This is a genomic window from Streptomyces sp. NPDC045968, from assembly GCF_056430475.1.
Map to the genome: position 1 here is coordinate 762,150 of NZ_JBWKLF010000001.1, position 23,985 is coordinate 786,134.

A 23,985-nucleotide genomic window follows, 5' to 3' on the forward strand; every position below is an offset into this window, starting at 1 on the left:
GTGACCTCCTGCGACAACAGCGATCGGCGGCGCCCCCGGACGGCCTGGCTGTCCGGGGGCGCCGCCCTGCTCGCGCTCGTCGCCGTGCTCGCCGCGGCCGGACTGGTGATCTACGTCGTCGGGTTCGCCCTGCCCGGTCACCGGGAGCGGATCGGGGCCAACGAACGGGACAACGTCCGCGGGCAGATCGAGAGCACGGCGGCCGCACTGGGAACAGCCGCGCGGGACGGTGAGCTGACGGACACCGAGATCGGCGGGGTGGCCCCCAAGTACTGGGCCGTGCACCGGGGGCCGGAGGAGATCCGGGTGGTGGCGCGCTTCGGCGGCGGCGGGTCGGCCGCGTGCCGGACGTTCACGCTGCCGCTCCCGCTGGGGCCCGCGACAGCCGTACGCACGAGTGACCGGCCGGACGGCTGCCCGGAGGCCACGGCGCACCGGTAGGAGCGTCCGCGAGAGCCCATGGGACGGCCGCGCGAGGCCGGGCCGGGCCGGTCGGATCAGCGACGGCCCGGCCGGGGCCGTGCGGTCAGATCACCGGCGGGCGGCCCAGCATCGTCATGCGCCACACCGTGCGCCAGCGCATCGGGCTGCGGGGGCCGCACGGGGTCCGTACCCCCTCGGCGAAACCGCCCGCCCAGGCCCGCAGGCCCTTGGGGGAGCGGGTCCGGGCCACCGTGAGGAGGGTCCAGGTGCCGAGGTAGGCGGGGACCAGCGGCAGGGGCAGATTGCGGCGGGCGAGCCAGACGCGGTTGCGGGCCGTCATCCGGTAGTAGACCGCGTGCCGGGCCGGGGAGGTCTTCGGGTGCTGGAGGAGCAGGTCGGGTTCGTAGAGGATCTTCCAGCCCGCGTCGAGCGCCCGCCAGGACAGGTCCGTCTCCTCGTGGGTGAAGAAGAACTCGGCGGGCCACGGGCCGGTCTCCGCGAGCATCTTCATGGAGAGGGCGTGGCCGCCGCCGAGGAACGCGGTGACCGGGCCGCCGCGCATCGGGTCGGTGGCCCGCAGCCGGGGTACGTGGCGGCGCTGGGTCTCGCCGTGCTCGTCCGCGATACGGAATCCGACGATGCCGAGCCGGGGGTCGGCCGCGTACAGCTCCCGCACCTTGCGGAACACCCCGCTGTCGACCAGCAGCCCGTCGTCGTCCAGCTCGATGACCACGTCCACGTCTCCGAGCTCGGCGAGCCGGCTCAGGGCCACGTTGCGCCCACCGGGGCACCCGAGGTTCTCGTCGAGCTCGATCGTGGTGACACCGCCCGCCAGGTCGGACAGGCCGGGGAAGCGGCTGAAGTCCGGCAGGGGCGAGCCGTTGCCCACGACGACGAGCCGGGTGGGCGGGACGTCCTGCATGGCCACGGACGCCAGGAGCGCTTCGACCTGCTGCGGCCGGTCTCCCATGGTCACGATGGATACGCCGATGCGTGGTTCGGACAAGGGTCGGCACTCCTGGGTTCGGCGGTTCGGCTGCGGTGCGCGTGATCGTAACGTCTCGTGGTTCACCTGTCCGTGGCCGCCCGGTCATCGCAAAGGTGTTCGTCGTTCAGAGCCGCGTACATCAGCATGTCCCGGCGCCGGTCGCCCACCTGCTGCCATCCCCTCATCAGCCCCTCGCGCCGGAACCCTGCCTGCTCGGCGGTCCGCACCGACGCGGTGTTCCACGGTTCGACGAGGAGCTGTACGCGGGGGACCCGCAGGTCGTGCAGCGCCCAGGTGCTGACCGTGCGCAGGGCAGCCCCGGCCACGCCCTGGCCGCGGGCCCCGGCCACCAGCCAGTAGCCGACCGACGCACGGCCCTCGGGCAGGTCCCGCAGCCACAGACCGATCGCGCCGACCGGCCGCCGGTCGCGGGTGCGGGCGACGACGAACGGATACCCGGCGCCGGTGGCCGCCCGGTCCCACTGCCGGCGGACGAAGGCCTCGGCGGCGTTGTCCGAGTACGGGGAGGGGACCGTGGTCACCAGCGGGATGTAGTCGTCCGCCGCGGCCTCCCGTACCAGCGGGAGGTCGCTCAGCTCCCACGGCCGCAGTACGAAGTCGGGGCCCGCGGTCAGGCTCGGAACGGTCAGCGGCTGCACCATGTCCGTATCCTGCCGCGACGCGCCCCGCGCCCCGGCCCCGACGTGGGCGCGCCCCGGCTGATCGGGAGCCGGCTCACCCGGCCGGGCTCCGCACCTCGCGCCGTCCGAGGAAGGCCCAGGCGGCCAGGGCGCCCGCCAGGACGAGCGCGGAGTTCACCAGGACGGCGAGCGAGACGCCGGACAGCACCGCGTCCGGTCCCGTGGCCCCTCCCATACGGGCGGTGGCGACGGCGCTCATGACGGGGATGCCCATGGTGATGCCGACCTGCTGGGTCATGGTCGCCAGCCCGGTCGCGAGGCCCTGCTCCTCGTCGGGGAGGCCCGATGTGGCGGTGACCATGAAGCCGACGATCATCAGCATGTTGCCGATGCCGCCGATGAAGGTGGCGGCCAGGACGAGCTGGATCCAGCCGCCCGAGGTGCCGAGCGCCACCAGGGAGAGGGTGGCGGCGGCCTGGACGATGCCGCCGAAGGCGATGGTGCGCCGGTTGCCGAAGCGGCCCACCGCGCGGCCGCCGAGGGTGCCGCCGATCACCGTGCCGATGCCCAGGACGCCGAAGGCGAGGCCGGTGGCGAGCGGCGAGTAGCCGAGGACCTCCTGGAGGTAGAGGGTGAGGAGGAAGACCAGCGAGGTCTCGGTGACGAAGGCGATCAGACCGGTGGCGTTGCCCCAGATGACGCTGCGGCGCTTGAGGATGTGTACGGGGACCAGGGGCGCCGCCGCCCGCTTCTCGATGAACCAGAAGCCGATGAGGAGCGCGGCGCCCGCGAGCAGGGCGGCGAGGGTGGTGGGCGTGGTCCAGCCGGACTCGCCCGCCTGCGTCAGCCCGTACACGAGGAGCAGCAGGCCTCCGGTGACGGTGGCGGCGCCGGGCACGTCGAGCTTCGGGCGTACGGCGGGCCGGGAGTCGGTGATCACGGACGGGGCGAGGACGACGACGAGCGCGGCGACCGGCACGTTGATGAAGAAGGCCCAGCGCCAGGAGAGCAGATCGGTGAGCAGTCCGCCGAGGATCGCTCCGGCGGTGAACCCGGCGGACATCAGGGCGCCGTTGAGCCCGAGGGCCCGTTCGCGCAGCCGGCCCTCCCTGAAGGCGGTGGTGAGCAGCGCGAGCCCGGCCGGAGTGACGGCCGCGGTGGCGAGGCCCTGCAACACCCGGGCGGTGAGAAGGACTTCGGGCGAGGTGGCGAGGCCGCCCAGCGCGGAGGAGAGGCCGAGGACGACCATGCCGCCGATGAACAGGCGCTTGCGGCCGACGAGGTCGGCGACACGGCCGAAGAGGAGCGTGAATCCCGCTGCGGCGAGTGCGAAGGAGGTGGCGATCCACTGGAGGTGGGAGAGGGAGAAGCCGAGCCCCTCGCCGACGACCGGAAGCGCGACGTTCAGGATCGAGAAGTCCACGGCGATCATGAACTGGGCGCCGAGGAGGAGAGTGAGAACGAGCTTCTGCCGTCCCGTCATGCGAGGGTCGGCGACGGGGGGTGCGAGAGGTGTGAGGGGTGCCGTGCTGGAGGTGGACATGGGTGCCCTTTCCTGGGACGGGACGGGACGGGATGCCTTAATGGTCTTGTGGTTCCATTAAGATGAGTCACCGTAGCAGGAAGAAGCAAGCTAATGGAACTGGAGACCCGTTATGGATGCTGAGGGTGGGGAGCCGGGCATGGTCCGGCCCGGCGGGCGTACGGCCCGGGTGCGGGACGCGGTCCTGCGGGCGGCGGGCGACGCCCTGGCCGAACACGGCTTCGGCGGGCTCGACCTCGCCGATGTCGCGCGACGCGCGGAGGTCGGCAAGACGACCGTCTACCGGCGCTGGTCCACCCCGGCCGGACTGGTCGCCGACCTGCTGGCGGACATGGCCGAACAGTCCGTGCCGCGTACGGACTCCGGTTCACTCGACCAGGACCTCGCGGCCAACGCCCGCCTGGTCGTCCGGACGCTCACCGACCCCCGGCAGGGCGCACTCTTCACGTCCGTGATCGCGGCGGCGACCTGCGACGCCCGCACGGCGGAGGCGCTGCACCGTTTCTACGAGGTGCGCGTGAAGGAGTGGGCGGGCTGCGTGGAAGCGGCCGTCGAACGCGGTGAACTGCCCGCCGGTACGGACGCGTACGAGGTGATCCGGGCGGTCTCGGCGCCGCTCTACTACCGGCTGCTGACCGGCGGGGGCGCACTCGACGAAGCCGCCGCCGACCGGGCGGCCGAAGCCGCCGCGGTGGCGGCGAGGGCGGGTGTGTACGTGAGCTGAGGGAGCGGGCGGTGCCGCGCGGGGTCAGCCGATCCGGGTGCCCGTACCGCTCACCCGGACACGCGTGTCGTCCGGGCGCAGTTCCACGGTCAGGGTGCCGGGGCGGCCCATGTCCTGGCCCTGGTACAGGGTGAGGACCGCCGCCTCCGGGACGAGCGACAGCTCGCGTGCGTACGCGCCGAAGGCCGCCGCGGCGGCGCCCGTCGCCGGGTCCTCGACGACCCCGCCGACCGGGAACGGGTCGCGCGCGTGGAAGACCGCCGGACCCTCGCGCCACACGAGCTGGACCGTCGTCAGGTCGAGGCGGTGCATGAACGCTTCGAGGCGCGCGAAGTCGTACGCCAGGTCCGCGAGCCGCTCGCGGGTCGCGGCGGCCAGCACCAGATGGCGGGCGCCCGCGTACGAGATACGGGGCGGGAGGGCCGGGTCCAGGTCGGCGGCCGGCCAGTCCAGCGCGGCCAGGGCCTCCGCGAGATCGTCGGGTGAGACCTCCATGACCTGCGGCTCGACGCTGGTGAGCGTGGCGCGCAGCTCGTCGCCCTCGCGGGTGACGGTGACCGGGACCGTACCCGCGCGGGTGGAGAACACCAGGTCACCGGGGCCGTCGCGTTCGGCGAGGGCGATCGCCGTCGCGACGGTGGCGTGACCGCAGAACGGCACTTCGGCCTTCGGGCTGAAGTAGCGGATCGTGTAGGCCCGGCCGGTCGACTCGGTGAGGAAGGCCGACTCGCTGTAGCCGAGTTCGGCGGCCGCGGCGAGCATCGCCGCGTCGTCGAGGCCGGAGGCGTCCAGGACGACCCCCGCGGGGTTGCCGCCCTCCGGATCGGCCGAGAAGGCGGTGTACCGGAGCATGTCGGACGCGGGGGTGCCGGGGGCACCGGTGAGCTGACTCATGTCGCAGCTCAACCCCGGTGATGCCGGGGGCATTCCCGCTGCCGGTCACCGCCTGTCCGCAATCGCCGGACGGGCGTGTCTGCACGGCCCTAGCCCCGGCCCACGTACGGCATCGTCGTCGCGAGGACCGTCGCGAACTGCACGTTAGCCTCCAGCGGCAGCTCCGCCATGTGCAGTACCGTCCGCGCCACGTCCGCCGCCGCCATCACCGGCTCCGCCGCCAGTTCGCCGTTGGCCTGGAGGATTCCGGTCTGCATCCGCTCGGTCATCTCCGTGGCCGCGTTGCCGACGTCGATCTGCCCGCAGGCGATCCGGTGAGGGCGCCCGTCCAGGGACAGCGACTTCGTCAGACCGGTCATGGCGTGCTTCGTCGCGGTGTACGCGACCGAGTGCGGACGCGGGGCGTGCGCGGAGACCGAACCGTTGTTGATGATCCGGCCGCCCTGCGGGTCCTGCTCCTTCATCTGCCGGTACGCCGCCTGTGCGCACAGGAAAGCGCCCGTCAGGTTCACGTCCACGACCGCGCGCCAGTCCTCGTACGCGATGTCCTCGACCGGCACCGCGCGCGGGCCGAACGTGCCCGCGTTGTTGAAGAGCAGGTCCAGTCGGCCGAACCGCTCACGCACGGCGGCGAAGAGCGCGTCCACCTCGTCCGGACCGGTCACATCGGTACGTACGCACAGAGCGTCCTCGGTCCCCGCCTCCCGCGCGGTGGCCTCCAGCGTCTCCAGCCGCCGCCCGGCGAGGGCGACCGACCAGCCGGCACCGGCCAGGGTCAGCGCCACGGCCTTCCCGATGCCCGACCCGGCCCCCGTCACGACAGCGATTCTCTGCTCAGCGTTCATGGCTCGGCAGCGTACGGGAGGTGGGGCGACCGGCGGCACACGGTGCTCATCGAGCCGCCATCCGGATGTTGTGCACGTGACAACGTGGGGTCGTCGCCCCGCACTGCAATTCTCCTGACAGCATCCGTCAGGGGAGGGGCATATGACACCCGCACAGATCGCCGGAACGCCCGCACACCAGGGCCACTCGAACGAACTCCGCGCCGCTGCCCAGCGTCTCGGGGCCGGCCTCGGCCGCCGCCGCTTCCTCACCGTCACCGGCGCCGCGGCCGCACTCGCCTTCGCCGTCAACCTGCCCACCGCGGGCGCCGCGGGCGCCGCCGAGCTCGATCCCCGGCAGATCACCGAGGACCCCTTCACACTCGGCGTCGGCTCGGGCGACCCCCTGCCCGGCTCCGTCCTGCTCTGGACGAGACTCGCCCCGCGCCCCTACGAGACCGGCAGCGGCATGCCCGCCGCCCGCGTCCGGGTCCGCTGGGAGATCGCCCGTGACGAGCGCTTCAGCCGCATCGTGCGGCGCGGATGGGCCACCGCCCACCCGGAGTACGCCCACAGCGTCCACGTCGACGTCGACGGGCTCGGCTCCGACCGCGTCTTCTACTACCGCTTCCGCGCAGGCACCTGGATCAGCCCGGCCGGCCGGACCCGTACGGCCCCCGCCCCGGGCGCGGCCAACAGCTCGCTGAGCATCGCCGCCGTCTCCTGCCAGGCGTACCACGACGGCTACTTCACCCCGTACAAGCATCTGGCCGAGGAGGACGTCGACGTGGTCTTCCACCTCGGCGACTACCTCTACGAGTACGCCGTGAACGCGACCGGCGGCGCCCGCGCCTACACCGACCGCAGGCTCCCGGCCCACTTCAACCGCGAGACGGTCACCCTGGAGGACTACCGGCTGCGGTACGCCCTCTACAAGTCCGACCCGGACCTGCGGGCCGCCCACGCCGCCCACCCCTTCGTCGTCACCTGGGACGACCACGAGACGGAGAACAACTACGCGGGCGGCACCCCCGAGAACGACGTACCGCCGGAGGAGTTCCTGCTGCGCAGGGCCGCCGCCTACCGCGCGTACTGGGAGAACCAACCGCTGCGCACCCCGCAGCGGCCGGCCGGCCCCGACATGCGGCTCTACCGCCGGCTGACCTTCGGCCGGCTCGCCCAGTTCGACATCCTCGACACCCGCCAGTACCGCAGCAACCAGGCGTTCGGCGACGGCTGGAAGGTGCCGGGACCGGAATCCGAGGACCCCGCGCGCACCATGACGGGCGCCGAGCAGGAGCGCTGGCTGATCGACGGCTGGCACGCCTCACGGGCCCGGTGGAACGTCGTGCCGCAACAGGTCGTCTTCGCCCAGCGGCGTGACGTGCCGACCGACGCGTACAAGCTGTCCATGGACTCGTGGGACGGCTACCCGGCCTCCCGGCAGCGGCTCCTGAACGGCGCGGAGGCCGCCGGGGTCGACAACCTGATGGTGCTGACCGGCGATGTGCACGTCGGCTACGGCCTCGACCTCAAGAAGGACTTCGACGACCCCTCCTCCCGCACCATCGGTACGGAGATCGTCGCCACGTCCATCAGCAGCGGCAAGGACGGCGCCGAGCGGCCGGCGAACTGGGCCAGCCTGACGCAGGCCAACCCGCACATGAAGTTCTACAACGGCCGCCGCGGGTACGCCCTCGTCACCCTCGGCACGAAGGAGGCCCGCGCCGACTTCCGTACGGTGTCCGCCGTCACGACGCCCGGTGCGCCGGTGACGACGGCGGCCTCCTTCGTGACCGAGGCGGGCAACCCGGGACTCACACCGGCCTAGGGCAGAACGTCAGCCCCGCACGTCGGCCGGGTAGCGGACGCCGATGCGGTCGCGTACCGCGTCGAGCGTCCGCATCACCGCGAGCGAGCCGTCCAGCGGCACGAGCGGGGACTCCGTCTCGCCCGCGCGCACCGCGCGCATCACCTCCGCGGCCTCGTACTGGAGTCCCGCGAGCCCCTGCGGGCCCGGTCCCGAGACGAACTCCTCGGGCTCCCGGCCCGGCCGGTGCAGCACGAACCGCTCCGGGTGGAAGAAGCCGTGCGGGAAGTCGATCCGCCCGGCCGTCCCGGTGACCGACGCGGTCGTCGGGAGGTCGCCGACGAGCGAGCAGGCGAGCAGCGCGGTGGCACCCGAACCCGACCAGCCCAGCAGCATCCCGGTGTTCACGTCGACGCCCTCGGGGGAGAGCAGCGCGTCGGCCTGCACCCGGTCCGGCTCACCCAGCAGCAGCTGGGCGAACGAGACCGGGTAGACGCCGAGGTCCAGCAGCGCCCCGCCGCCCAGGGCCGGATCGAGCAGCCGGTGCCCGGCGCCGAACGCGCCCGCGAACCCGAAGTCGGCCTGGACGGTGCGGATCTCTCCGATGGCGCCCTCGCGCACCAGCTCCGTCATCCGCCGGATGACGGGGTTGCAGTACGTCCACATCGCTTCCATGAGGAACAGCCCGCGCTCCCGGGCCAGGGCCACGAGCTCCTCGGCCTGCGGGGTGTTGAGCGTGAACGCCTTCTCGCACAGCACGTGCTTCCCGGCTTCGAGGGCGAGCCCGGCAGCCTCCCGGTGCGCGGAGTGCGGCGTGGCCACGTACACCACGTCGACCTCGTCGTCGGCGACGAGCTCCGCCCAGCTCCCGTACGCCCGCCCGATCCCGAACCGTTCGGCGAACGCCTTCGCGGAGGCGTCCGTACGGGAAGCGACCGCCACCACCTCGGCATCGGGCAGGCCGAGGAGATCCTCGGTGAACCGCGCGGCTATACCGCCCGTCGCCAGCACGCCCCATCGCACAGTTCTGCTCATGTCCGCCCCCACAAATAAACGGTTCCGACCACCGTGGTTGAGCTGAGAGCATAGATGCGGATTCAACGATGCGGAGATGAGAATGCCGGACAGCGGCGGAAGCCGGGCCCAGAAAGAGCACATACCAACGACAGGGGCCGGCGCCGGACCCGGCACCGCCCCGATCACGTCCACCCCCGCCGCCCGGCGGACCGGACTGCTGGTCACCCTGGTCCTCGGCGGACTGACCGCGCTGCCGCCCCTCTCCATGGACATGTACCTCCCGGCCCTGCCGGAGGTCACCGACGTCCTGCACGCCCCCGCCTCCACCATCCAGCTCACGCTGACCGCCTGCCTGGCCGGCATGGCGCTCGGACAGCTCGTCGTCGGGCCGATGAGCGACCGGTGGGGCCGGCGCACACCGCTGCTCCTCGGCATGATCGTCTACGTCGTCGCCACCGCGATCTGCGCCTTCGCGCCCACCGCCGAACTCCTCATCGGCTTCCGCCTCCTCCAGGGGCTGGCGGGTGCCGCCGGCATCGTGATCTCCCGGGCCGTGGTGCGTGATCTCTACGACGGCGTGGAGATGGCCAAGTTCTTCTCCACCCTGATGCTGATCTCCGGAGTCGCCCCGGTCATCGCCCCGGTGATCGGCGGCCAGGTGCTCCGGTTCACCGACTGGCGCGGCATCTTCGTCGTGCTCACCGGCGTCGGCATCGTGCTCACCCTGGTCGTGTGGAAGTGGCTGCACGAGACACTGCCGCCGGAGCAACGCCACACCGGCGGCGTCGGCGAGGCGCTGCGCACCATGCGCGGCCTGCTCGCCGACCGGGTGTTCACCGGCTACATGATCGCGGGCAGTCTCGCCTTCGCCGTGCTCTTCGCCTATGTGAGCGCCTCGCCGTTCGTCGTGCAGGAGATCTACGGCGCCTCGCCGCAGACGTTCAGCCTGCTCTTCGGCATCAACTCCATCGGCCTGATCGCCGTCGGCCAGATCAACGGCAAGGTGCTGGTGGGCCGGGTCAGCCTGGACAAGGCGCTCGGCTTCGGCCTCGGCGTCATCTCGCTGGCCGCCGTCGCACTGCTGCTGATGACCTCCGGCGCCTTGGGCGAGGTCGGTCTGGTGCCGGTGGCGGCCGGACTCTTCGTGCTGATGTCGGCGATGGGCCTCGCGATGCCCAACACCAACGCCCAGGCCCTGATGCGTACGAAGCACGCGGCCGGTTCGGCCTCGGCGCTGCTCGGCACGTCGTCGTTCCTGATCGGGGCGGTCGCCTCGCCGCTCGTCGGGATCGCGGGGGAGCGGACGGCCGTTCCCATGGCCGTGGTGCAGGTGGTGTGCGCGCTGGGAGCGGTGGCGTGCTTCCTGTTGCTGTGCCGCCCGTGGCAGCGGCAGGCCCGTACGGCGGGCGAGCTCTGATCTGAGTGCGGGGCGGGCGCTCGCGCCGGCCCCGCACCCTCGTCAGCCGCCGGTCCGGGGGTAGCCGATCAGATGCAGCCGGTCCCTGCGGTCGGTCCAGCGGAACAGCCCGACGCCCGCCGTCTCCATCCCCGGCAGTCGCACATTCGGTGACAGCGGCGAGGTCGCCCCGGTCGTGAGCGCCATCTCGACCGGCGCACCGCCCCCCTCCAGGGCGTCCGACGCGTCGCGCACGTTCATCGCGCCGTAGGCCACGCCCCGGTCCGTCACCGAGGCCAGCGTCACCGACGTCGAGCCGTCCTCGTCCTCCAGGCAGAACCCCTTCGCCGTGCCCAGGCCGAAGGCGAGGTTCCCGGCGACCAGATAGCCGTCCGACGGCGACACGACGGCCTGGGGATACCGCCCCGGCTCGATCGCCGGCTTGTGGCACTCCACCGAGACCACCGGCTTCCCGGTCGCCGCGTCGTGCACCGCCCACAGCTCATGGCTGGCGGCACGCTTCGCGCCCTTGGCCAGCTGCCACTTCGCCAGAATCCACCCCGGCGCCACGGACGTCGGCACCCCGCTCCGCCGGTCGGCGCCCTTGGGCGCCACGTTCCGGCTGAACCAGCCGCCCCGCACCCAGAACTCCCGTCTCCCGCTCACCAGCAGCCCCTGCTCCGTCTGGCCGCGCACCTCCGTGAGCTGCTTGCAGGCCGGGCAGTCCTTCGGGTACTTCAGCGCGGTCGCGGCGATCCGCGACACCTCACCCGTGGCCGGATCGACCACCGCGCTGTTCGCGCGCCCGTCACTGATCAGGATGTCGGGCCCGGTGGCCGTGACCTTGGGCGCGCCGCTCCACGGCACCTCGACGCGGCGCCGGGTGCCGTCGGCCGCGTCGTACACATCGAGGGAGACGAAGGTGTCCGTGGCGGAGAGGCCGTCGCCGACCTTCCCGTACGCCCAGGTCACGAAGAACTGCCGGTCCTCCGTGGCCACGGAGAGCAGCTTCGGGAAGTGCAGGGGGTCCGGCGGGCGCCAGGCCGTGCCGCTCCACGCCAGCTTTCCGGATGCCGCGTCGATGGTCCGCAGCCGGTAGCGGTTCCCGGAGGCCGTCACCAGGAAGGCCAGCCGGCCGGTCGGGCGGGCGACCGCGTACTCGGGGGCCGCCCCGACGATCTCCCAGCCGTGCGACGTCGTGTACTCGGGCGGGACGGTGAGCCGCGTCGAAGGACCCGCGCTCGTCTTCTCCGGCTTCTTCGGTTTCGTGTCGCTCCTGTCGCCGCCGTCGCCCCCGCAGGTCGCCAGCAGGAGCAGCAGGGCCAGGACCAGCACTCCCCCGGCCAGAGCCAGGCGCACGATCCTCTGTCTCATGGTCCCCCCGATGAGCATTCCCCGTACCTCGCGCCGGTCAGCGTAGCAACAGGCCGCAGGGGAAAAGCAGTTCGGTTCCGTCGCCGTTCCGTCCCGGTTCCGTACCGGTGGACGGACGGCGGCCGGCCGGTTGCCTGCGCCTACAATTCGGCGGTGAACGCCTCCACCCCCACCGCGGAATCCCTGCGCACGGCCCTGGCCGCGCTGCTCGACGGGCTGCCGCCCAAGCAGGCCACCCAGGCCGTCGAGCGGCTGATCGCCAGCTACCGCGGGACCACTCCCACGGACGCCCCGGTCCTGCGCGACCGGTCCGACGTCGTCGCGTACGCCGCGTACCGGATGCCCGCGACCTTCGAAGCGGTACGGTCCGCGCTCGCCGCCCTGCGCGAGGCCGCCCCGCACTGGGTGCCCGCCACACACACCGACGTGGGGGGTGGCACGGGCGCGGCGAGCTGGGCGGTCGCCGGAGCCTGGCAGGGGCCGGCGACCACGGTCCTGGACTGGGCCGAGCCCGCGCTCGTCCTGGGCCGCGAACTGGCCGCCTCGTCGGACCTCCCCGGGCTGCGCGGCGCCCGCTGGCAGCAGGCCAGGATCGGGGCGGCGCTGGAGCTCGCGCCGGCGGACCTGGTGACCGTCTCGTACGTGCTCAAGGAGCTCACCCCGGCGGCCAGGGCGGGGCTGGTCGACGCCGCCGCGGGCGCCGCGCAGGCCGTGGTGATCGTCGAGCCGGGCACGCCCGACGGATACGAGCGCGTCATCGAGGCCCGCACCCGGCTGATCGCCGCCGGTCTGACCGTCGCGGCGCCCTGCCCGCACGACGACGCGTGCCCCATCGAGCCGGGCACCGACTGGTGCCACTTCTCCGCCCGGGTCAGCCGTTCCTCGCTGCACCGGCAGGTGAAGGGCGGCTCGCTGAGCCACGAGGACGAGAAGTTCAGTTACGTCGTGGCGACCCGTTTCCCCGTGACGCCGGCCGCGGCCCGGGTCATCCGCAGGCCGCAGATCCGCAAGGGGCAGGTGCTCCTCGAACTCTGCACCCGCGACGAGGCCCTCCAGCGCTCCACGGTCACCAAGCGGCACGGCGAGCTGTACCGGGCGGCCAGGGACACCGCGTGGGGTGACGCCTGGCCGCCCGGCAGCTCACAGGCGTAGCTCCTGGGTGCAGCACTTCACGCTGCCACCGCCCTTCAGGAGTTCGCCCAGATCCATCGGCACCGGATCGAAGCCGCGGTCGCGCAGCGGGTCGAAGAGCCCCGTGGCGGCCTGCGGCAGCAGGACGTGGAGCCCGTCGCTGACCGCGTTGAGCCCCAGCGCCGCGGCGTCCGGCTCCTGGGCGATCAGCGCGTCCGGGAAGAGCCGGGCCAGCACGGACCGGCTGCCCGGCGAGAAGGCGCCCGGGTAGTACATGATCTCGTCGCCCGCCTCGTCGAGCACGCACAGGGCCGTGTCCAGGTGGTAGTAGCGCGGGTCCACCAGATCGAGACCGATGACCGGCCGCCCGAAGAACTCCTGGGCCTCGTCGTGCGAGAGCGGACTGGAGCGGAATCCGCGGCCCGCCAGGAGGTACGAGGAGGTGACCGCGAAGTCCCCCTCGCCCTCGTTGACGTGCTCCGGCTCCCGGATCTCCGTGAAGCCGGCTTCCCGGAACCAGTCCCGGTGGGCCTCCGCCTCCGCGTACCGCTCCTGGTAGGCGAACAGGGCGCCCAGCACGCGTCCGTCGATCACGGTGGCCCCGTTGGCGGCGAAGACCATGTCCGGCAGCTCGGGCCGGGGCGTGAGCAGGTCGACGGTGTGCCCGAGCGTGCGGTACCGGTCGCGCAGGTCCTCCCACTGGGTCCGGGCCAGCGGCAGGTCGACCGGTTTCGATGGGTCCATCCACGGGTTGATGGAGTACGTGACCCTGAAGTGGTCGGGGGCGCACATCAGATAGCGACGAGGGGTGGCGTCACGAGTCAATGCGGGCTCCTCTCGAACGGCAGCCTCGGCTGCGGAACGGTGGGACGCACGGTCGGTGCGTGAGCTCATGGTGCGCCGCGCGGGCCCGATCCGCAGTGGACCGATCGGGTGGTTCGCGCGTGACCAGGGCCCGGCGAACCGAGACGAGACGTATCGGCTGGCTCCGCGCTAGATTGACGGACATGGCACCCACCAAGATCCCCGACTCCAGCCGCCGCAGCGACCGCTCCCGCCGCGCCATCTACGACGCCGCCCTCGCCCTGGTCGTGGAGGTGGGCTACGGGAGGACGACCATCGAGGGAATCGCCGCCCGGGCCGGGGTCGGCAAGCAGACGATCTACCGCTGGTGGCCCTCGAAGGCGGCCGTCCTGCTGGAGGCGTTCACCGACCTCGGGGAGCGGGCGGCCGAGGTCGCCGGGGAGGTGCACGGGCTTCCGGACACCGGCGATCTCGCGGCCGACCTCAAGCTCGTCCTGCGGGCCACCGTCGACGAACTGAACGACCCGGCGATCGAGGCGCCGACCCGCGCACTCACCGCCGAAGGGATCGTCGATCCGAAGCTGGGAGCCGAATTCACCGAGAAACTGCTCGACCCCCAGCTCCAGTTCTATGTCACACGGCTGCGCGCCGCCCAGGAGGCCGGACAGCTGCGCGCCGACATCGACCCCCGGATCGCCCTGGAGCTGCTGATCGCCCCCCTGACCCACCGCTGGCTGCTGCGCACCCTCCCGCTGACGCACGCGTACGCCGACTCGGTGGTCGACTACGCCCTCCGGGGCCTCTCGGCGGAGCACTGAGTCATACCCGGTATGTCATGACATCGGGCGTGATGGTACTCACCTTGGCGCGCCCGCCCCCGTACCCGCTTGAGAACTCTGGCCACCCGAGGCGCAGGATGGTGGGACGATGGAGAAGCAACGCTGAGGTGAGGGGATAGATGGGCGCCGATTCCGGCCGTTTTCGCGGCACAGAGAACAGGATTTCCCAGTGGCTGCGGCGACGACCCAAACCGCAGCGGGCCGAAGCGGATGACTCGGCCCGCCTGGAGCTGCTGCTGGCCGTCGCCGACGCGGGCATGCCGATCTCGCCCGCCGCGCATCCGAACGGCTACCGATGTTCGTGCGAACGCATCGGCTGCCCCACTCCCGCGCGCCACCCCATCTCGTTCGCCTGGCAGACGCAGTCGACGACCGACCGCGCCCAGATCGAGCGCTGGGCCGAAGGCCAGCCGCTGGCCAACTTCATCACCGCGACCGGCATGATCCACGACGTCCTGGACGTCCCGCTGACGGCGGGCGCGGGAGCCCTGGAGCGGCTCCTCGCGGCGGGGATCGACGTCGGCCCCGTGGCCAGGTCCGGTCAGGACCGGATGCTCTTCTTCACCGCCACCCGCGGCACCCCCGAGGACGAGGACGAGTGGTGGCCCTGCGAGCTGGACTGCCACCCCGAGACCATGGACGAGCACCCGGGGCTGCGCTGGCACTGCCGCGGCAGCTACGTCCTCCTGCCGCCCGCACGGCTCCCCGGTGAGCTGGACGTGCACTGGCTCCGCGGTCCCGAGCACCCGCTGCCCGACCCGCTGACCCTGCTGGAGACGCTCACCGACGCGTGCGCGCAGTACGCGGACTCCGCGGAGCAGAGCGACCTCGACCACGATTCGGTGGCCTGGCCGCTCAGCCGCTGAGCCGACGGGGACTACGAACCCTGCGCGGCCGTCAGGCCGGGCAGGCGGTTCAGCACGCGCACCTTGCCGCCGGAGTCCCCGGCGCCCCGCTCGGGGACGTACACGAGCTGGCTGGAGACGCGCTCCTTGGTGAGCGTGCTCTTCACCTCGCCCGACAGCAGCGCTTCCACGTCCGAGTTGAGCGTCGGCTTCAGACCCTTCGCCGCCGTCTGCCGCTCGAAGTGCTTGCTGCTGAAGAAGACCAGGGCCCCGCCGTCCTCCGTCGTGAGACCGAGCGGCGCGAACGTCCCCGTGTCCAGGGGCTGGTCGACGTACTGGTACGAGAAACCGGCGACGCGGGTGTTCCTGCGCGTGTCCCGCCAGGCCGACGTGGACGGCCCCGGAGCGAACACATCCGGCTCGCCGTCCTTGAGATACCCGGTGTACGTGGTGCCCAAGTCCTCAGGTGCCACGGTCAGTTCACCGGACCCGGGGGCCACGGGCTCCGCCCAGCCGTCGTCGTCCACCCGGAAGCCGGGGAGCTGGGCGGGAGTGACGACCGACAGATAGGCGGCCTTCCACAGCGCGTCGGGACCGGTCCGCACGAAGACCAGCAGCCAGCGGGTGTCCAGCTTCCCGGCGTCCTGGTCACGGTTGGAATCGGTGTCCGCGACGAACCAGCGCGGCCAGCCGGTCTTCTTCGGGATGGTGAACGAGGCGTCCGTCAGCTCCAGCGGCTGGTGGGCCCTGTTGCCTTCGGGGCTGTTCTTCTGCCGCGCCTTGAGGCCCGCCTGGTTGATCGCACCGAGCGAACCGGTCACCCGGTCCGCGTCGAGCGTCGGATCGAACGCCTTGTCCGCCTTGTTGTAGGCGGTCGTGAAGTCCTCCAGGGCCTGCGCGGCCTCAGACTTCGTCGCTCCCGGCACGACTTCCAGCTCGCCGTGCACCGTCACGCAGCCGCTCGCCGTCACGCTCAGCACTGTCGCCGTCGCGAGCCCCGCCGCCAGTCGCCCCAGCCTTCTCATCCGTTGCCTTCTGCGCCTTCTGATCCGTCCCCCGCACTGACCGTCCGAACCCTACCGGGGCGAGGAACAGCGCGAGCGTGGGGATCAGATACAGCGCCCACACCGTGACCTGAAGAACGGTCGGGTCGGGCTGGAAGTTGAACACGCCCTTCAGCAGGGTGCCGTACCAGCTGTCCGGCGGGATCGTGGCGCTGATGTCGAACGCCTTGTTCCGCAGACCGCCCAGGAACTCCGCCTCCTGGAGGTCGTGCACGCCGTACGCCAGCACGCCGGCCGCCACGACGACCAGCATCCCGCCCGTCCAGGTGAAGAACTTCGCGAGGTTGATCCGCAGCGCCCCGCGGTAGAACAGCCAGCCCAGCACGATGGCGGTGGCGATACCCAGCAGCACACCGATCAGCGGCGACGAGGAACCCTCCCCGCTCGCCCGCACCGACGCCCACACGAACAGGGCGGTCTCCAGGCCCTCACGGCCCACCGCCAGGAAGGCGGTGGCCACGAGCGCGCCGGTGCCCATCGCGAGGGCCGCGTCGAGCTTGCCGTGCAGCTCCGCCTTGAGGTGCCGCGCGGTGCGCCGCATCCAGAAGACCATCCACGTCACCAGGCCGACCGCGACGATCGACAGCGAACCGCCCAGCGCCTCCTGGGCCTTGAACGTCATCTCCTGCGAGCCGAACTCCAGCGCGGCACCGAAGGCCAGCGAGATCGCACAGGCGATCCCGATCCCCGCCCACACCGGGCGCAGCGCGTCACGGCGCTCCGTCCTGACCAGGTAGGCGACGAGGATGCAGACGACGAGACTGGCCTCCAGGCCCTCGCGCAGGCCGATCAGATAGTTGCCGAACATGCCGGTCCTTCCGCGGTGCAGATGCAGGTCATGAGAACAGCGCCCGGCCCCACCAGTCGTCCCCGTCGCGGACGCCCGGCGGGACGGCGAAGACGGCCGAACCCACGTGCTGGATGTACTCGTTGAGCGCGTCGTGCGCCGCCAGACTGCGCTGCACCGGGATGAAGCCCTTGCGGACGTCACGCTGGTACGCGAGGAAGAACAGGCCCGCGTCGAGCCGGCCGAGACCGTCCGTACCGTCGGTGAAGGAGTAGCCGCGGCGCAGGATCGTCGCCCCGTCGTTGCTGTCCGGGTGCGCCAGACGGACGTGCGCGCTCGGCAGCATCGCCTTCAGGAACGGCTCGTCGCGCTCCTTCGACTTGCCCACCGGGGCGCCCTCGCCCTTGTCCCGGCCGAAGATGTCCTCCTGCTCCTGGAGCGGGGCCCGGTCCCAGGTCTCGATGTGCATCCGGATGCGCCGTGCGACGAGGTAGGACCCTCCGGTCATCCAGCCGGAGCCGTCCTTCTCGCCGACCCACACGTGCTTCTTGAGGGCTGCCGCGTCGGTACCGGAGATGTTCCGGGTGCCGTCCTTGAAGCCCATCATGTTGCGCGGGGTCTGCGCGTCGGGCGTCGTCGACGAGGTCTTGCCGAAGCCCAGCTGGGACCAGCGGATCGCCGTACGTCCCATGCCGATCCTGGCGAGGTTACGGATGGCGTGCACCGCGACCTGCGGGTCGTCCGCGCACGCCTGGACGCACAGGTCGCCGCCGCTGCGGGCGGCGTCGAGGTTGTCGAAGGGGAACTTCGGCAGCTCGACGAGCGCTTCGGGACGCCGGTCCTCCAGACCGAACCGGCCCTTCGCGAACAGGGAGGGGCCGAAGCCGATGGTGAGGGTCAGACGGCACGGCTTGAGGCCCAGTGCCTCGCCCGTGTCGTCGGGCGGCGCCTCGGGGAGGCCCCCGTACGCCCCGTCGCCCACCGGGCGCCCGGCCGTCATCCGCTCCGCGGCCCGCGTCCATTCCTGGAGCAGGGCGGCGAGTTCGGCCCGGTCCTCGGTCGTCACGTCGAAGGCGGCGAAGTGCAGCCGGTCCTGTACGGCGGTGGCGATCCCGGCCTGGTGGGTACCGTGGAAGGGCACCGCGGCCCCGCTCTGCCCGGCGGGCACCGTGCCCCCGTCGGACCGCACCGCGGCGACCGCGCCGCCCGCCGCCACGGCACCGAGCGCCAGCCCGGAGCCGCCCCAGCCGAGCAGGGCACGGCGTGACGGTCCTGAACCGCCCTCTTCCGCGGTACCGCTCCGCGCGTCCTCGGTCATGACCGGAACCTCCTCGCCCTGGATTACTTCGTCACCGCGGCGGCGAGCCTGGACAGCGGCTCGGCGAGCGCGTTGACCGCGTCCGACAGCTCCTTGCGGTCCGCCTTGCCGACCTTGTCGTACGAGGTGAACTCGTAGGAGTTCTTGTCCTGGCGGTACTTGTCCAGCAGCGTGTCCAGGGCGGCGAACTGCTTGTCCAGGGAGGCGGTCAGCGCGGCGTCGTTCTTCGAGGCGATCGGCTTGAGCAGCGCGTACGACTTCTCCGCGCCCTCGACGTTGGCCTTGAAGTCGACGAGGTCGGTGTGGCTGTAGCGCTCCTCCTCACCGGTGACCTTGCCGGTGGCGACCTCGTCGAGGAGTTCCTTGGCGCCGTTGGCCATCGAGGTCGGGGTGATCTCGGCCTTGCCGACCCGGTTCTGCCAGTCGACGAGGTCCTTGTAGAGGACGGGCGCGAGTGCCTTCTCCTCGGCGCCCAGCTTCTTGTCCTCCCACAGCGCCTTCTCCAGGCGGTGCCAGCCGGTCCACTTCTGGCCCTCTTCCAGGCCGTCCGCGCGGACGTCGACCTTCGGGTCGATGTCGCCGAAGGACTCGGCGACCGGCTCGGTGCGCTCCCAGCCGATACGGGAGTCGGCGTACGCCTTCTTCGCGGCCTCGATGTCACCGGCGGCGACGGCGTCGGTGAAGACCTTCACCTTGGGCAGCGTCTCGTCGGCCTGCGCCTGCACGTAGGTGCGGTACTCGGCGACGGCCTTGTCCATCTCGGGGCTGCGCTTGGCCGCCGAGCCACCGGTGACCTCGATCTTCTGCCGGATGCCGTGCCCCTTCATGCCGGGCTTGCAGGCGATCTCGTACGAACCCGCCTTCACCTCGGCGGTGATCTTCGCCTTGGTGCCGGGGCCGATGTTCTCGCGCTCGGTGACGATGCGGTCGTCCGGGAAGAGGACGTAGACCTCGGTGACCTTCGTTCCCTTGTTCTCGACGGCCAGTTCGACATGGCCGGCGGGGATCTTCGTCTGCGAGACCTCGCAGGAGTCGTCCTTGGCGACGACCCGCACAGCGCCGTCGCCCTTGCCGTCGCTCTTCTCGGCGCAGCCGGTGACGGCGGTCAGTGCGGCCACGGTCGCGGCAGCGGTGACGACGGAGAGACGAACGGCTCGCATGCGGGCTCCACAGAAGAGGTGAGAGGAACGGGGAACAGTCGGGCAAAGCCGGGTGAGGCCGACCTAACTTAACCGAGCCTTACCTGACCGGCACCCCCTCGTGCGGTGATTCACCTCTCACCTCCCCCGCCGGAGAACGGCCTGGTCACAGTCGACCCACCAGCGACCCAGGGGACGGTCAAGCGACGGTCAAGAACCCCCTGCCGGTACGACGGGAGGCGCCCCGGTCCGCGGGTGCGGGCCTGTGGCGCCGGGTGAGTCGCGCGGTGCTTGAATGCCCACGTGAACGACTTCGACGTACCCGACGGCATCGACGTACTGCGTGTGTTCTGCGGCCCGGACGGCCGGCACGGCAACGCGCTGGGGGTCGTGCGCGAGGGGGCCGCGTACCCCGGCGAGGCGTCACGGCAGGAGCTCGCGCGCACACTCGGCTTCAGCGAGACCGTGTTCGTCGACGACCCGGAGCGGGGGAGCGTCGACATCTACACCCCGGGCCTGCGGCTGCCGTTCGCCGGGCATCCGCTCGTCGGCGTGGCCTGGCTGCTCGACCTGGAGGTCCTGGAACTGCCGGTGGGGGACGTGTTCGCCCGCCAGGACGGCGAGTTCACCTGGATCACGGCCCGTCCCGAGTGGGCGCCGCCCAGGACGCTGGAGCGGTACGCGTCGGCCGCCGAGGTCGAGGCGCTGACCGGGCCGCCGCCGGGCGAGGGCTGGCTCTACGTATGGGCCTGGGAGGACGAGGCGGCGGGGCGCGTCAGGGCGCGCGGCTTCCCGCGGCGCGGAGACGAGCGCGGCGCCGGCCGCTCCGGCGGAGGGGCCGGCACCGGGGGGATCGTGGAGGACGAGGCGACCGGCGCGGCGGCGCTGCTGCTCAGCGCCGCGCTCGGCCGTGCCCTGAACATCAGGCAGGGGCGCGGCTCCCAGATCCTCACGGCGCCCGCGCCGGACGGCACGGTGGAGGTGGGGGGCCGCGTCCTTCTGACGCGTACGAGTCCGGCCGGCTGAATACCCGTCCGGCCGTGTGCGTTACGCGCTGAGCGGGAAGACCTCGCCCAGCTCCCGGAAGACGGCGGTGTTGAGCGCGAAGGCGCGCTTGCACTCGTCGATGATGCGCTGCTTCTCCAGATCGTCCACGTTCACCGCGTCCAGCAGCTCCCGGTAACCCCGCTTGAACGCGGCGGGGTTGGCGATCTCCTCGAAGACGTAGAACCGCACCCCGTCACCCTTGCGCGCGAAGCCCCAGGTCCTCTCCGCCTTGTCCCTGATGATCTGGCCGCCGGAGAGGTCCCCGAGGTAGCGCGTGTAGTGGTGCGCTATGTATCCGGCGGGCCAGGTGCGGGCGCACGCGGTGACCCGCTCCGCGTACGCGGCGGTGGCGGGCAGCGGTACCAGGCCCTCGCGCCAGCCGGGACCGCGCAGATGCGCCAGATCGCGCTCCAGCTCCGTGGCGCGCATCAGCTCGGACTGTATGAACGGCCCGGCGACCGGGTCCTCGCGCAGGGCCTCCGCGCCGTCCTCCAGCGCCCGGTACACGAACCACAGCTGCTCGGTGTAGCGCGTGTACGCGTCCACCCCCAGGCGTCCACCGAGCAGATCGCCCATGAACGTCGAGGTCTCCGCCTCGGTGTGCTGCTCGTGCGACGCCGTGCGGATGAGCGTGGAGAAGGGGGTGGCGGTGCCGGGTGCGTCCAAGGCGGGCCTCCGAAGACCGAGGGGGCGGGAAGTCCAGTTGCACCGATCTCGTACTTAGGCTTACCTAAGTCAACTGGTTCCCGACTGCCTGTCGGTAAAACCGTACCCCCGGACGCTCCCGGGCGGAGGGTTACGGAAGGGTGAGAATCTCCGCTCCCGTCTCCGTCACCACCAGCGTGTGCTCGAACTGCGCGCTGCGCTTGCGGTCCTTCGTCACCACGGTCCAGCCGTCGTCCCACATGTCGTGCTCATGGGTACCGAGCGTCAGCATCGGCTCGATCGTGAACGTCATTCCGGGCTGCATCACCGTGGTGGCATGCGGGCTGTCGTAATGGGGAACGATGAGACCGGAGTGGAACGAGGAATTGATCCCGTGTCCGGTGAAGTCGCGCACCACCCCGTAACCGAAGCGCTTCGCGTACGACTCGATGACCCGGCCGATCACATTGATCTGGCGCCCCGGGCGGACCGCCTTGATGGCCCGGTTCAGGGCCTCCCGGGTCCGCTCGACGAGCAGCCGCGACTCGTCGTCGACGTCGCCGCAGAGATACGTGGCGTTGTTGTCGCCGTGCACCCCGTTGATGTACGCGGTGACGTCGAGGTTCACGATGTCGCCGTCCCGCAGCACGGTGGAGTCCGGGATGCCGTGACAGATGACCTCGTTGAGCGAGGAGCAGAGCGACTTCGGGAAACCGCGGTATCCGAGCGTCGACGGGTACGCGCCGTGATCGACCATGAACGCGTGGGCGACCCGGTCGAGCTCGTCGGTGGTGACACCCGGAGCGATGTGCTTCGCGGCCTCCTCCATCGCCTGCGCGGCGATGCGGCCCGCGATCCGCATCCGTTCGATGGTCTCGGCGTCCTGGATCTCCGGGCCGGTGTAGGGCGCCGGAGCCGGTTTGCCCACATACTCGGGGCGCCGGATGTTTCCGGGGACGGAACGAATGGGAGTGATCTCCCCTGGTACGAGCAGCGACTGGCCAGACATGCCAGCGAGTTTAACCAGCGGGCTCGGGGCAGCATGATCGTAAGGAAAGGAAGGGACGATGGCCCTGTTCAAGAAGCGCACCGTCGGCAAGCCGGGTGAGTGGTACTACTGCCTGGAGCACAAGAAGGTCGAGGAAGGCCCCGAGTGCCCGGCGAAGGACCGCTTCGGCCCCTACACGACGCCGGAGGAGGCCCAGCACGCCATGGACACCGCCCAGGAGCGGAATCTGGAGTGGGAGACCGACCCGAAGTGGCACGACAAGTCGACCCCCGAAACCCCGGACTGACCCCTGTGGCGGCCGAGTCCCGCGGCGGCCTGCGCGCCCGCGGCCGCTGAGAGTCACGCCTGCGGAGCGGCCCCTCCGGTGCCCGGCTCCCGTACCCCTCCTGCTCACACCCCGGAGGGGTTCGCGTGCTGCGCCCGGCGCAGGGCCGCGTCCTCGTCCGTCTCGGAGTCGTACGACAGCAGCTTCGGCAGCGCCGCGGCCAGCAGAGCGACCGACGCCACGCACGCCACCCCGCCGGTCCAGATCGCCGGCCGCGTCCCCGTCCAGCCCGCCATCGCACCGGCCCTGACCTGGCCCAGCTGCGGGCCGACGCTGTACGACAGCACCTCGATGCCCGCGAGCCGGCCCCGCAGCTCCTCCGGAATGGTCTGGTTCCAGATCGTCGAGCGGCCCAGACCGCTCAGCATGTCGCCCGCGCCCGCCACCGCCAGGCACGCCAGCACCAGCCACACCTCGGCGAACCAGCCCGCCGCCGCGATCGCCAGACCCCAGACGGCCGCGCCGAACACCACGAAGAGACCGTGCCGCCGCACCCGTGAGGTCCAGCCGCTGGTCAGCCCCAGCACCAGGGACCCGACCGACCCCGCCGCGTACATCAGGCCGAGCGACCACTCCGCGTCCAGCTCGTCCGCCAGGAACGGGAAGATCGTGTTCGGGAAGGCGAAGAACATCGCCGCCAGGTCGATCGCGTACGTCCCCAGCAGCACCGGCCTGCTCCACGCGTACCGCGCGCCCTCCGCGATCCCCCGCAGCGACGGCTTCTGCGCGTCGTGGGCCGGGGGCGCGGGGGCGAGCCGCAGACAGAGCAGGACGGAGACGGCGAAGGTGACCACCGTGACGGCGTACGCGGTGGCGTGCCCCGCACAGGCCACCACCAGGCCCGCCAGCGCCGGCCCGGCGATCGCGCCGATCTGCCAGCGCAAGGAGTTCAGGGCCGCCGCGGCCGTCTGCTGGCCGTGCGGCACGATCCGGGCGATCAGCGAGTCCAGCGCGGGCCGCTGGAGCCCCGCCAGCGCGGACACCCCGGCGGCCACCACGTACAGCGGCCAGAGCGCCGGATCGGGCATCAGCGCGTTCACCAGCAGGATCACGGCGAGCAGCCCGAGCCCCGCCTCCGTGCCCAGGATGACCTTGCGGCGGTCCACCGCGTCGGCCAGCGCCCCGCCGTACAGCCCGAACACGATCAGCGGCACCAGCTCCACGGCGCCCATCGCGCCGACGGCCAGCGGCGAACCGGTGAGGTGCTTGATCTGCAACGGCAGCGCGATCAGGGCCATGAAGCTGCCGAAGTACGTGATCAGCCCCTGGCTCCACAACAGCCTGAAATCGGCCGAGGAACGCCAGGGCGAAAGATCGGGAAGAAGCGCGGCAAGCCTGGCCCGCCAGGGAATCGGGGACGTCACGAGGGGTCATGGTCCGGCGGCCCGTGCGCCCCGC

General features: G+C 71.8%; 24 protein-coding genes. 9 read left to right on the plus strand and 15 right to left on the minus strand.

The window, feature by feature from the left end; genetic code table 11:
- A complete protein-coding gene (locus tag AC07FA_RS03285; RefSeq protein ID WP_479072952.1) occupies window positions 1-441 on the plus strand; it encodes a hypothetical protein in 441 nt (146 codons plus the stop codon).
- A gap of 85 nt (window positions 442-526) precedes the next feature.
- Here the strand turns inward: AC07FA_RS03285 and AC07FA_RS03290 are convergent, their stop codons facing one another.
- The 3 genes from AC07FA_RS03290 to AC07FA_RS03300 form a co-directional block, all read right to left on the minus strand.
- The gene (locus tag AC07FA_RS03290; protein WP_479072953.1) at window positions 527-1,429 is read right to left on the minus strand and encodes a glycosyltransferase family 2 protein; all 903 of its coding nucleotides are present in this window, start codon (window positions 1,427-1,429) and stop codon (window positions 527-529) included.
- Window positions 1,430-1,491: 62 nt separating this feature from the next.
- Complete coding sequence (locus AC07FA_RS03295; protein ID WP_479072954.1) at window positions 1,492-2,073, minus strand: GNAT family N-acetyltransferase; 582 nt, start codon at window positions 2,071-2,073, stop codon at window positions 1,492-1,494.
- Between the two features lie 73 nt (window positions 2,074-2,146).
- Window positions 2,147-3,595, minus strand: coding sequence for an MFS transporter (locus AC07FA_RS03300; protein ID WP_479072955.1), 1,449 nt, complete (start codon window positions 3,593-3,595; stop codon window positions 2,147-2,149).
- Between the two features lie 112 nt (window positions 3,596-3,707).
- Here AC07FA_RS03300 and AC07FA_RS03305 point away from each other — a divergent pair, with 112 nt between their 5' ends.
- On the plus strand, window positions 3,708-4,319 hold the full coding sequence (locus tag AC07FA_RS03305) for a TetR/AcrR family transcriptional regulator (RefSeq protein ID WP_479072956.1): 612 nt from the start codon (window positions 3,708-3,710) through the stop codon (window positions 4,317-4,319).
- 24 nt (window positions 4,320-4,343) lie between these two features.
- Here the strand turns inward: AC07FA_RS03305 and AC07FA_RS03310 are convergent, their stop codons facing one another.
- Window positions 4,344-5,213 (minus strand): PhzF family phenazine biosynthesis protein, encoded by an 870-nt coding sequence (locus AC07FA_RS03310; protein WP_479072957.1) that lies wholly within the window; start codon window positions 5,211-5,213, stop codon window positions 4,344-4,346.
- Window positions 5,214-5,302: 89 nt separating this feature from the next.
- Window positions 5,303-6,058: an SDR family oxidoreductase gene (locus AC07FA_RS03315; protein ID WP_479072958.1), complete on the minus strand. Its 756-nt coding sequence runs from the start codon at window positions 6,056-6,058 to the stop codon at window positions 5,303-5,305.
- Between the two features lie 142 nt (window positions 6,059-6,200).
- Here AC07FA_RS03315 and AC07FA_RS03320 point away from each other — a divergent pair, with 142 nt between their 5' ends.
- Complete coding sequence (locus AC07FA_RS03320; RefSeq protein ID WP_479072959.1) at window positions 6,201-7,868, plus strand: alkaline phosphatase D family protein; 1,668 nt, start codon at window positions 6,201-6,203, stop codon at window positions 7,866-7,868.
- A 9-nt stretch (window positions 7,869-7,877) separates the two neighbouring features.
- Here AC07FA_RS03320 and AC07FA_RS03325 read toward each other — a convergent pair whose 3' ends face one another.
- Window positions 7,878-8,882 carry a Gfo/Idh/MocA family protein gene (locus AC07FA_RS03325; RefSeq protein ID WP_479072960.1) on the minus strand — a complete coding sequence of 335 codons (1,005 nt, stop codon included), beginning with the start codon at window positions 8,880-8,882 and terminating at the stop codon, window positions 7,878-7,880.
- Window positions 8,883-8,964: 82 nt separating this feature from the next.
- Between AC07FA_RS03325 and AC07FA_RS03330 the strand changes: the two genes are divergently transcribed.
- Window positions 8,965-10,281 (plus strand): multidrug effflux MFS transporter, encoded by a 1,317-nt coding sequence (locus tag AC07FA_RS03330; RefSeq protein ID WP_479073433.1) that lies wholly within the window; start codon window positions 8,965-8,967, stop codon window positions 10,279-10,281.
- Window positions 10,282-10,323: 42 nt separating this feature from the next.
- Here the strand turns inward: AC07FA_RS03330 and AC07FA_RS03335 are convergent, their stop codons facing one another.
- Complete coding sequence (locus tag AC07FA_RS03335; protein WP_479072961.1) at window positions 10,324-11,634, minus strand: hypothetical protein; 1,311 nt, start codon at window positions 11,632-11,634, stop codon at window positions 10,324-10,326.
- A 153-nt stretch (window positions 11,635-11,787) separates the two neighbouring features.
- On the opposite strand from AC07FA_RS03335, the gene AC07FA_RS03340 reads away from it, so the two are divergent.
- A complete protein-coding gene (locus tag AC07FA_RS03340; RefSeq protein WP_479072962.1) occupies window positions 11,788-12,786 on the plus strand; it encodes a small ribosomal subunit Rsm22 family protein in 999 nt (332 codons plus the stop codon).
- Here AC07FA_RS03340 and ddaH read toward each other — a convergent pair.
- On the minus strand, window positions 12,775-13,659 hold the full coding sequence (gene ddaH, locus AC07FA_RS03345) for a dimethylargininase (RefSeq protein ID WP_479072963.1): 885 nt from the start codon (window positions 13,657-13,659) through the stop codon (window positions 12,775-12,777). The two genes, AC07FA_RS03340 and ddaH, sit on opposite strands and share 12 nt — an antisense overlap.
- Window positions 13,660-13,772: 113 nt before the next feature.
- On the opposite strand from ddaH, the gene AC07FA_RS03350 reads away from it, so the two are divergent.
- Together AC07FA_RS03350 and AC07FA_RS03355 are read left to right on the plus strand one after the other, a co-directional pair.
- Window positions 13,773-14,387, plus strand: coding sequence for a TetR/AcrR family transcriptional regulator (locus AC07FA_RS03350; RefSeq protein ID WP_479072964.1), 615 nt, complete (start codon window positions 13,773-13,775; stop codon window positions 14,385-14,387).
- A 140-nt stretch (window positions 14,388-14,527) separates the two neighbouring features.
- The gene (locus AC07FA_RS03355; RefSeq protein WP_479072965.1) at window positions 14,528-15,274 is read left to right on the plus strand and encodes a bifunctional DNA primase/polymerase; all 747 of its coding nucleotides are present in this window, start codon (window positions 14,528-14,530) and stop codon (window positions 15,272-15,274) included.
- Window positions 15,275-15,285: 11 nt separating this feature from the next.
- Here the strand turns inward: AC07FA_RS03355 and AC07FA_RS03360 are convergent, their stop codons facing one another.
- The 4 genes from AC07FA_RS03360 to efeO are packed head-to-tail and all read right to left on the minus strand — an operon-like array spanning window position 15,286 to window position 19,582.
- Window positions 15,286-16,224 carry an SCO2278 family lipoprotein gene (locus tag AC07FA_RS03360; RefSeq protein WP_479072966.1) on the minus strand — a complete coding sequence of 313 codons (939 nt, stop codon included), beginning with the start codon at window positions 16,222-16,224 and terminating at the stop codon, window positions 15,286-15,288.
- Window positions 16,157-17,125 (minus strand): iron uptake transporter permease EfeU, encoded by a 969-nt coding sequence (gene efeU / locus AC07FA_RS03365; RefSeq protein WP_479072967.1) that lies wholly within the window; start codon window positions 17,123-17,125, stop codon window positions 16,157-16,159. Before efeU ends, AC07FA_RS03360 begins: the two co-directional genes overlap by 68 nt.
- Before the next feature lie 28 nt (window positions 17,126-17,153).
- Window positions 17,154-18,422 carry an iron uptake transporter deferrochelatase/peroxidase subunit gene (gene efeB / locus AC07FA_RS03370; protein ID WP_479072968.1) on the minus strand — a complete coding sequence of 423 codons (1,269 nt, stop codon included), beginning with the start codon at window positions 18,420-18,422 and terminating at the stop codon, window positions 17,154-17,156.
- Window positions 18,423-18,445: 23 nt separating this feature from the next.
- The gene (efeO, locus tag AC07FA_RS03375; RefSeq protein WP_479072969.1) at window positions 18,446-19,582 is read right to left on the minus strand and encodes an iron uptake system protein EfeO; all 1,137 of its coding nucleotides are present in this window, start codon (window positions 19,580-19,582) and stop codon (window positions 18,446-18,448) included.
- A gap of 282 nt (window positions 19,583-19,864) precedes the next feature.
- On the opposite strand from efeO, the gene AC07FA_RS03380 reads away from it, so the two are divergent.
- A complete protein-coding gene (locus AC07FA_RS03380) occupies window positions 19,865-20,587 on the plus strand; it encodes a PhzF family phenazine biosynthesis protein (RefSeq protein ID WP_479072970.1) in 723 nt (240 codons plus the stop codon).
- 21 nt (window positions 20,588-20,608) lie between these two features.
- Here AC07FA_RS03380 and AC07FA_RS03385 read toward each other — a convergent pair whose 3' ends face one another.
- Window positions 20,609-21,274, minus strand: coding sequence for a biliverdin-producing heme oxygenase (locus AC07FA_RS03385; RefSeq protein ID WP_479072971.1), 666 nt, complete (start codon window positions 21,272-21,274; stop codon window positions 20,609-20,611).
- 130 nt (window positions 21,275-21,404) lie between these two features.
- Window positions 21,405-22,262: a type I methionyl aminopeptidase gene (map, locus tag AC07FA_RS03390; protein ID WP_479072972.1), complete on the minus strand. Its 858-nt coding sequence runs from the start codon at window positions 22,260-22,262 to the stop codon at window positions 21,405-21,407.
- Between the two features lie 58 nt (window positions 22,263-22,320).
- On the opposite strand from map, the gene AC07FA_RS03395 reads away from it, so the two are divergent.
- Entirely contained in the window at window positions 22,321-22,548 is a 228-nt protein-coding gene (locus AC07FA_RS03395; protein WP_479072973.1) for a hypothetical protein, read from the plus strand.
- Window positions 22,549-22,652: 104 nt separating this feature from the next.
- Here the strand turns inward: AC07FA_RS03395 and AC07FA_RS03400 are convergent, their stop codons facing one another.
- Entirely contained in the window at window positions 22,653-23,951 is a 1,299-nt protein-coding gene (locus tag AC07FA_RS03400) for an MFS transporter (protein ID WP_479072974.1), read from the minus strand.
- Between the last annotated feature and the right edge of the window lie 34 nt (window positions 23,952-23,985).

Bases quoted from the DNA above. Each gene is read 5' to 3' on its own strand.
- AC07FA_RS03295 (WP_479072954.1), bottom strand. From the start codon at position 2,073: ATGGTGCAGCCGCTGACCGTTCCGAGCCTGACCGCGGGCCCCGACTTC.
- AC07FA_RS03300 (WP_479072955.1), bottom strand. From the start codon at position 3,595: ATGTCCACCTCCAGCACGGCACCCCTCACACCTCTCGCACCCCCCGTC.
- AC07FA_RS03305 (WP_479072956.1), top strand. From the start codon at position 3,708: ATGGATGCTGAGGGTGGGGAGCCGGGCATGGTCCGGCCCGGCGGGCGT.
- AC07FA_RS03310 (WP_479072957.1), bottom strand. From the start codon at position 5,213: ATGAGTCAGCTCACCGGTGCCCCCGGCACCCCCGCGTCCGACATGCTC.
- AC07FA_RS03315 (WP_479072958.1), bottom strand. From the start codon at position 6,058: ATGAACGCTGAGCAGAGAATCGCTGTCGTGACGGGGGCCGGGTCGGGC.
- AC07FA_RS03320 (WP_479072959.1), top strand. From the start codon at position 6,201: ATGACACCCGCACAGATCGCCGGAACGCCCGCACACCAGGGCCACTCG.
- AC07FA_RS03325 (WP_479072960.1), bottom strand. From the start codon at position 8,882: ATGAGCAGAACTGTGCGATGGGGCGTGCTGGCGACGGGCGGTATAGCC.
- AC07FA_RS03330 (WP_479073433.1), top strand. From the start codon at position 8,965: ATGCCGGACAGCGGCGGAAGCCGGGCCCAGAAAGAGCACATACCAACG.
- AC07FA_RS03335 (WP_479072961.1), bottom strand. From the start codon at position 11,634: ATGAGACAGAGGATCGTGCGCCTGGCTCTGGCCGGGGGAGTGCTGGTC.
- ddaH (WP_479072963.1), bottom strand. From the start codon at position 13,659: ATGAGCTCACGCACCGACCGTGCGTCCCACCGTTCCGCAGCCGAGGCT.
- AC07FA_RS03350 (WP_479072964.1), top strand. From the start codon at position 13,773: ATGGCACCCACCAAGATCCCCGACTCCAGCCGCCGCAGCGACCGCTCC.
- AC07FA_RS03355 (WP_479072965.1), top strand. From the start codon at position 14,528: ATGGGCGCCGATTCCGGCCGTTTTCGCGGCACAGAGAACAGGATTTCC.
- efeU (WP_479072967.1), bottom strand. From the start codon at position 17,125: ATGTTCGGCAACTATCTGATCGGCCTGCGCGAGGGCCTGGAGGCCAGT.
- efeB (WP_479072968.1), bottom strand. From the start codon at position 18,422: ATGACCGAGGACGCGCGGAGCGGTACCGCGGAAGAGGGCGGTTCAGGA.
- efeO (WP_479072969.1), bottom strand. From the start codon at position 19,582: ATGCGAGCCGTTCGTCTCTCCGTCGTCACCGCTGCCGCGACCGTGGCC.
- map (WP_479072972.1), bottom strand. From the start codon at position 22,262: ATGTCTGGCCAGTCGCTGCTCGTACCAGGGGAGATCACTCCCATTCGT.
- AC07FA_RS03395 (WP_479072973.1), top strand. From the start codon at position 22,321: ATGGCCCTGTTCAAGAAGCGCACCGTCGGCAAGCCGGGTGAGTGGTAC.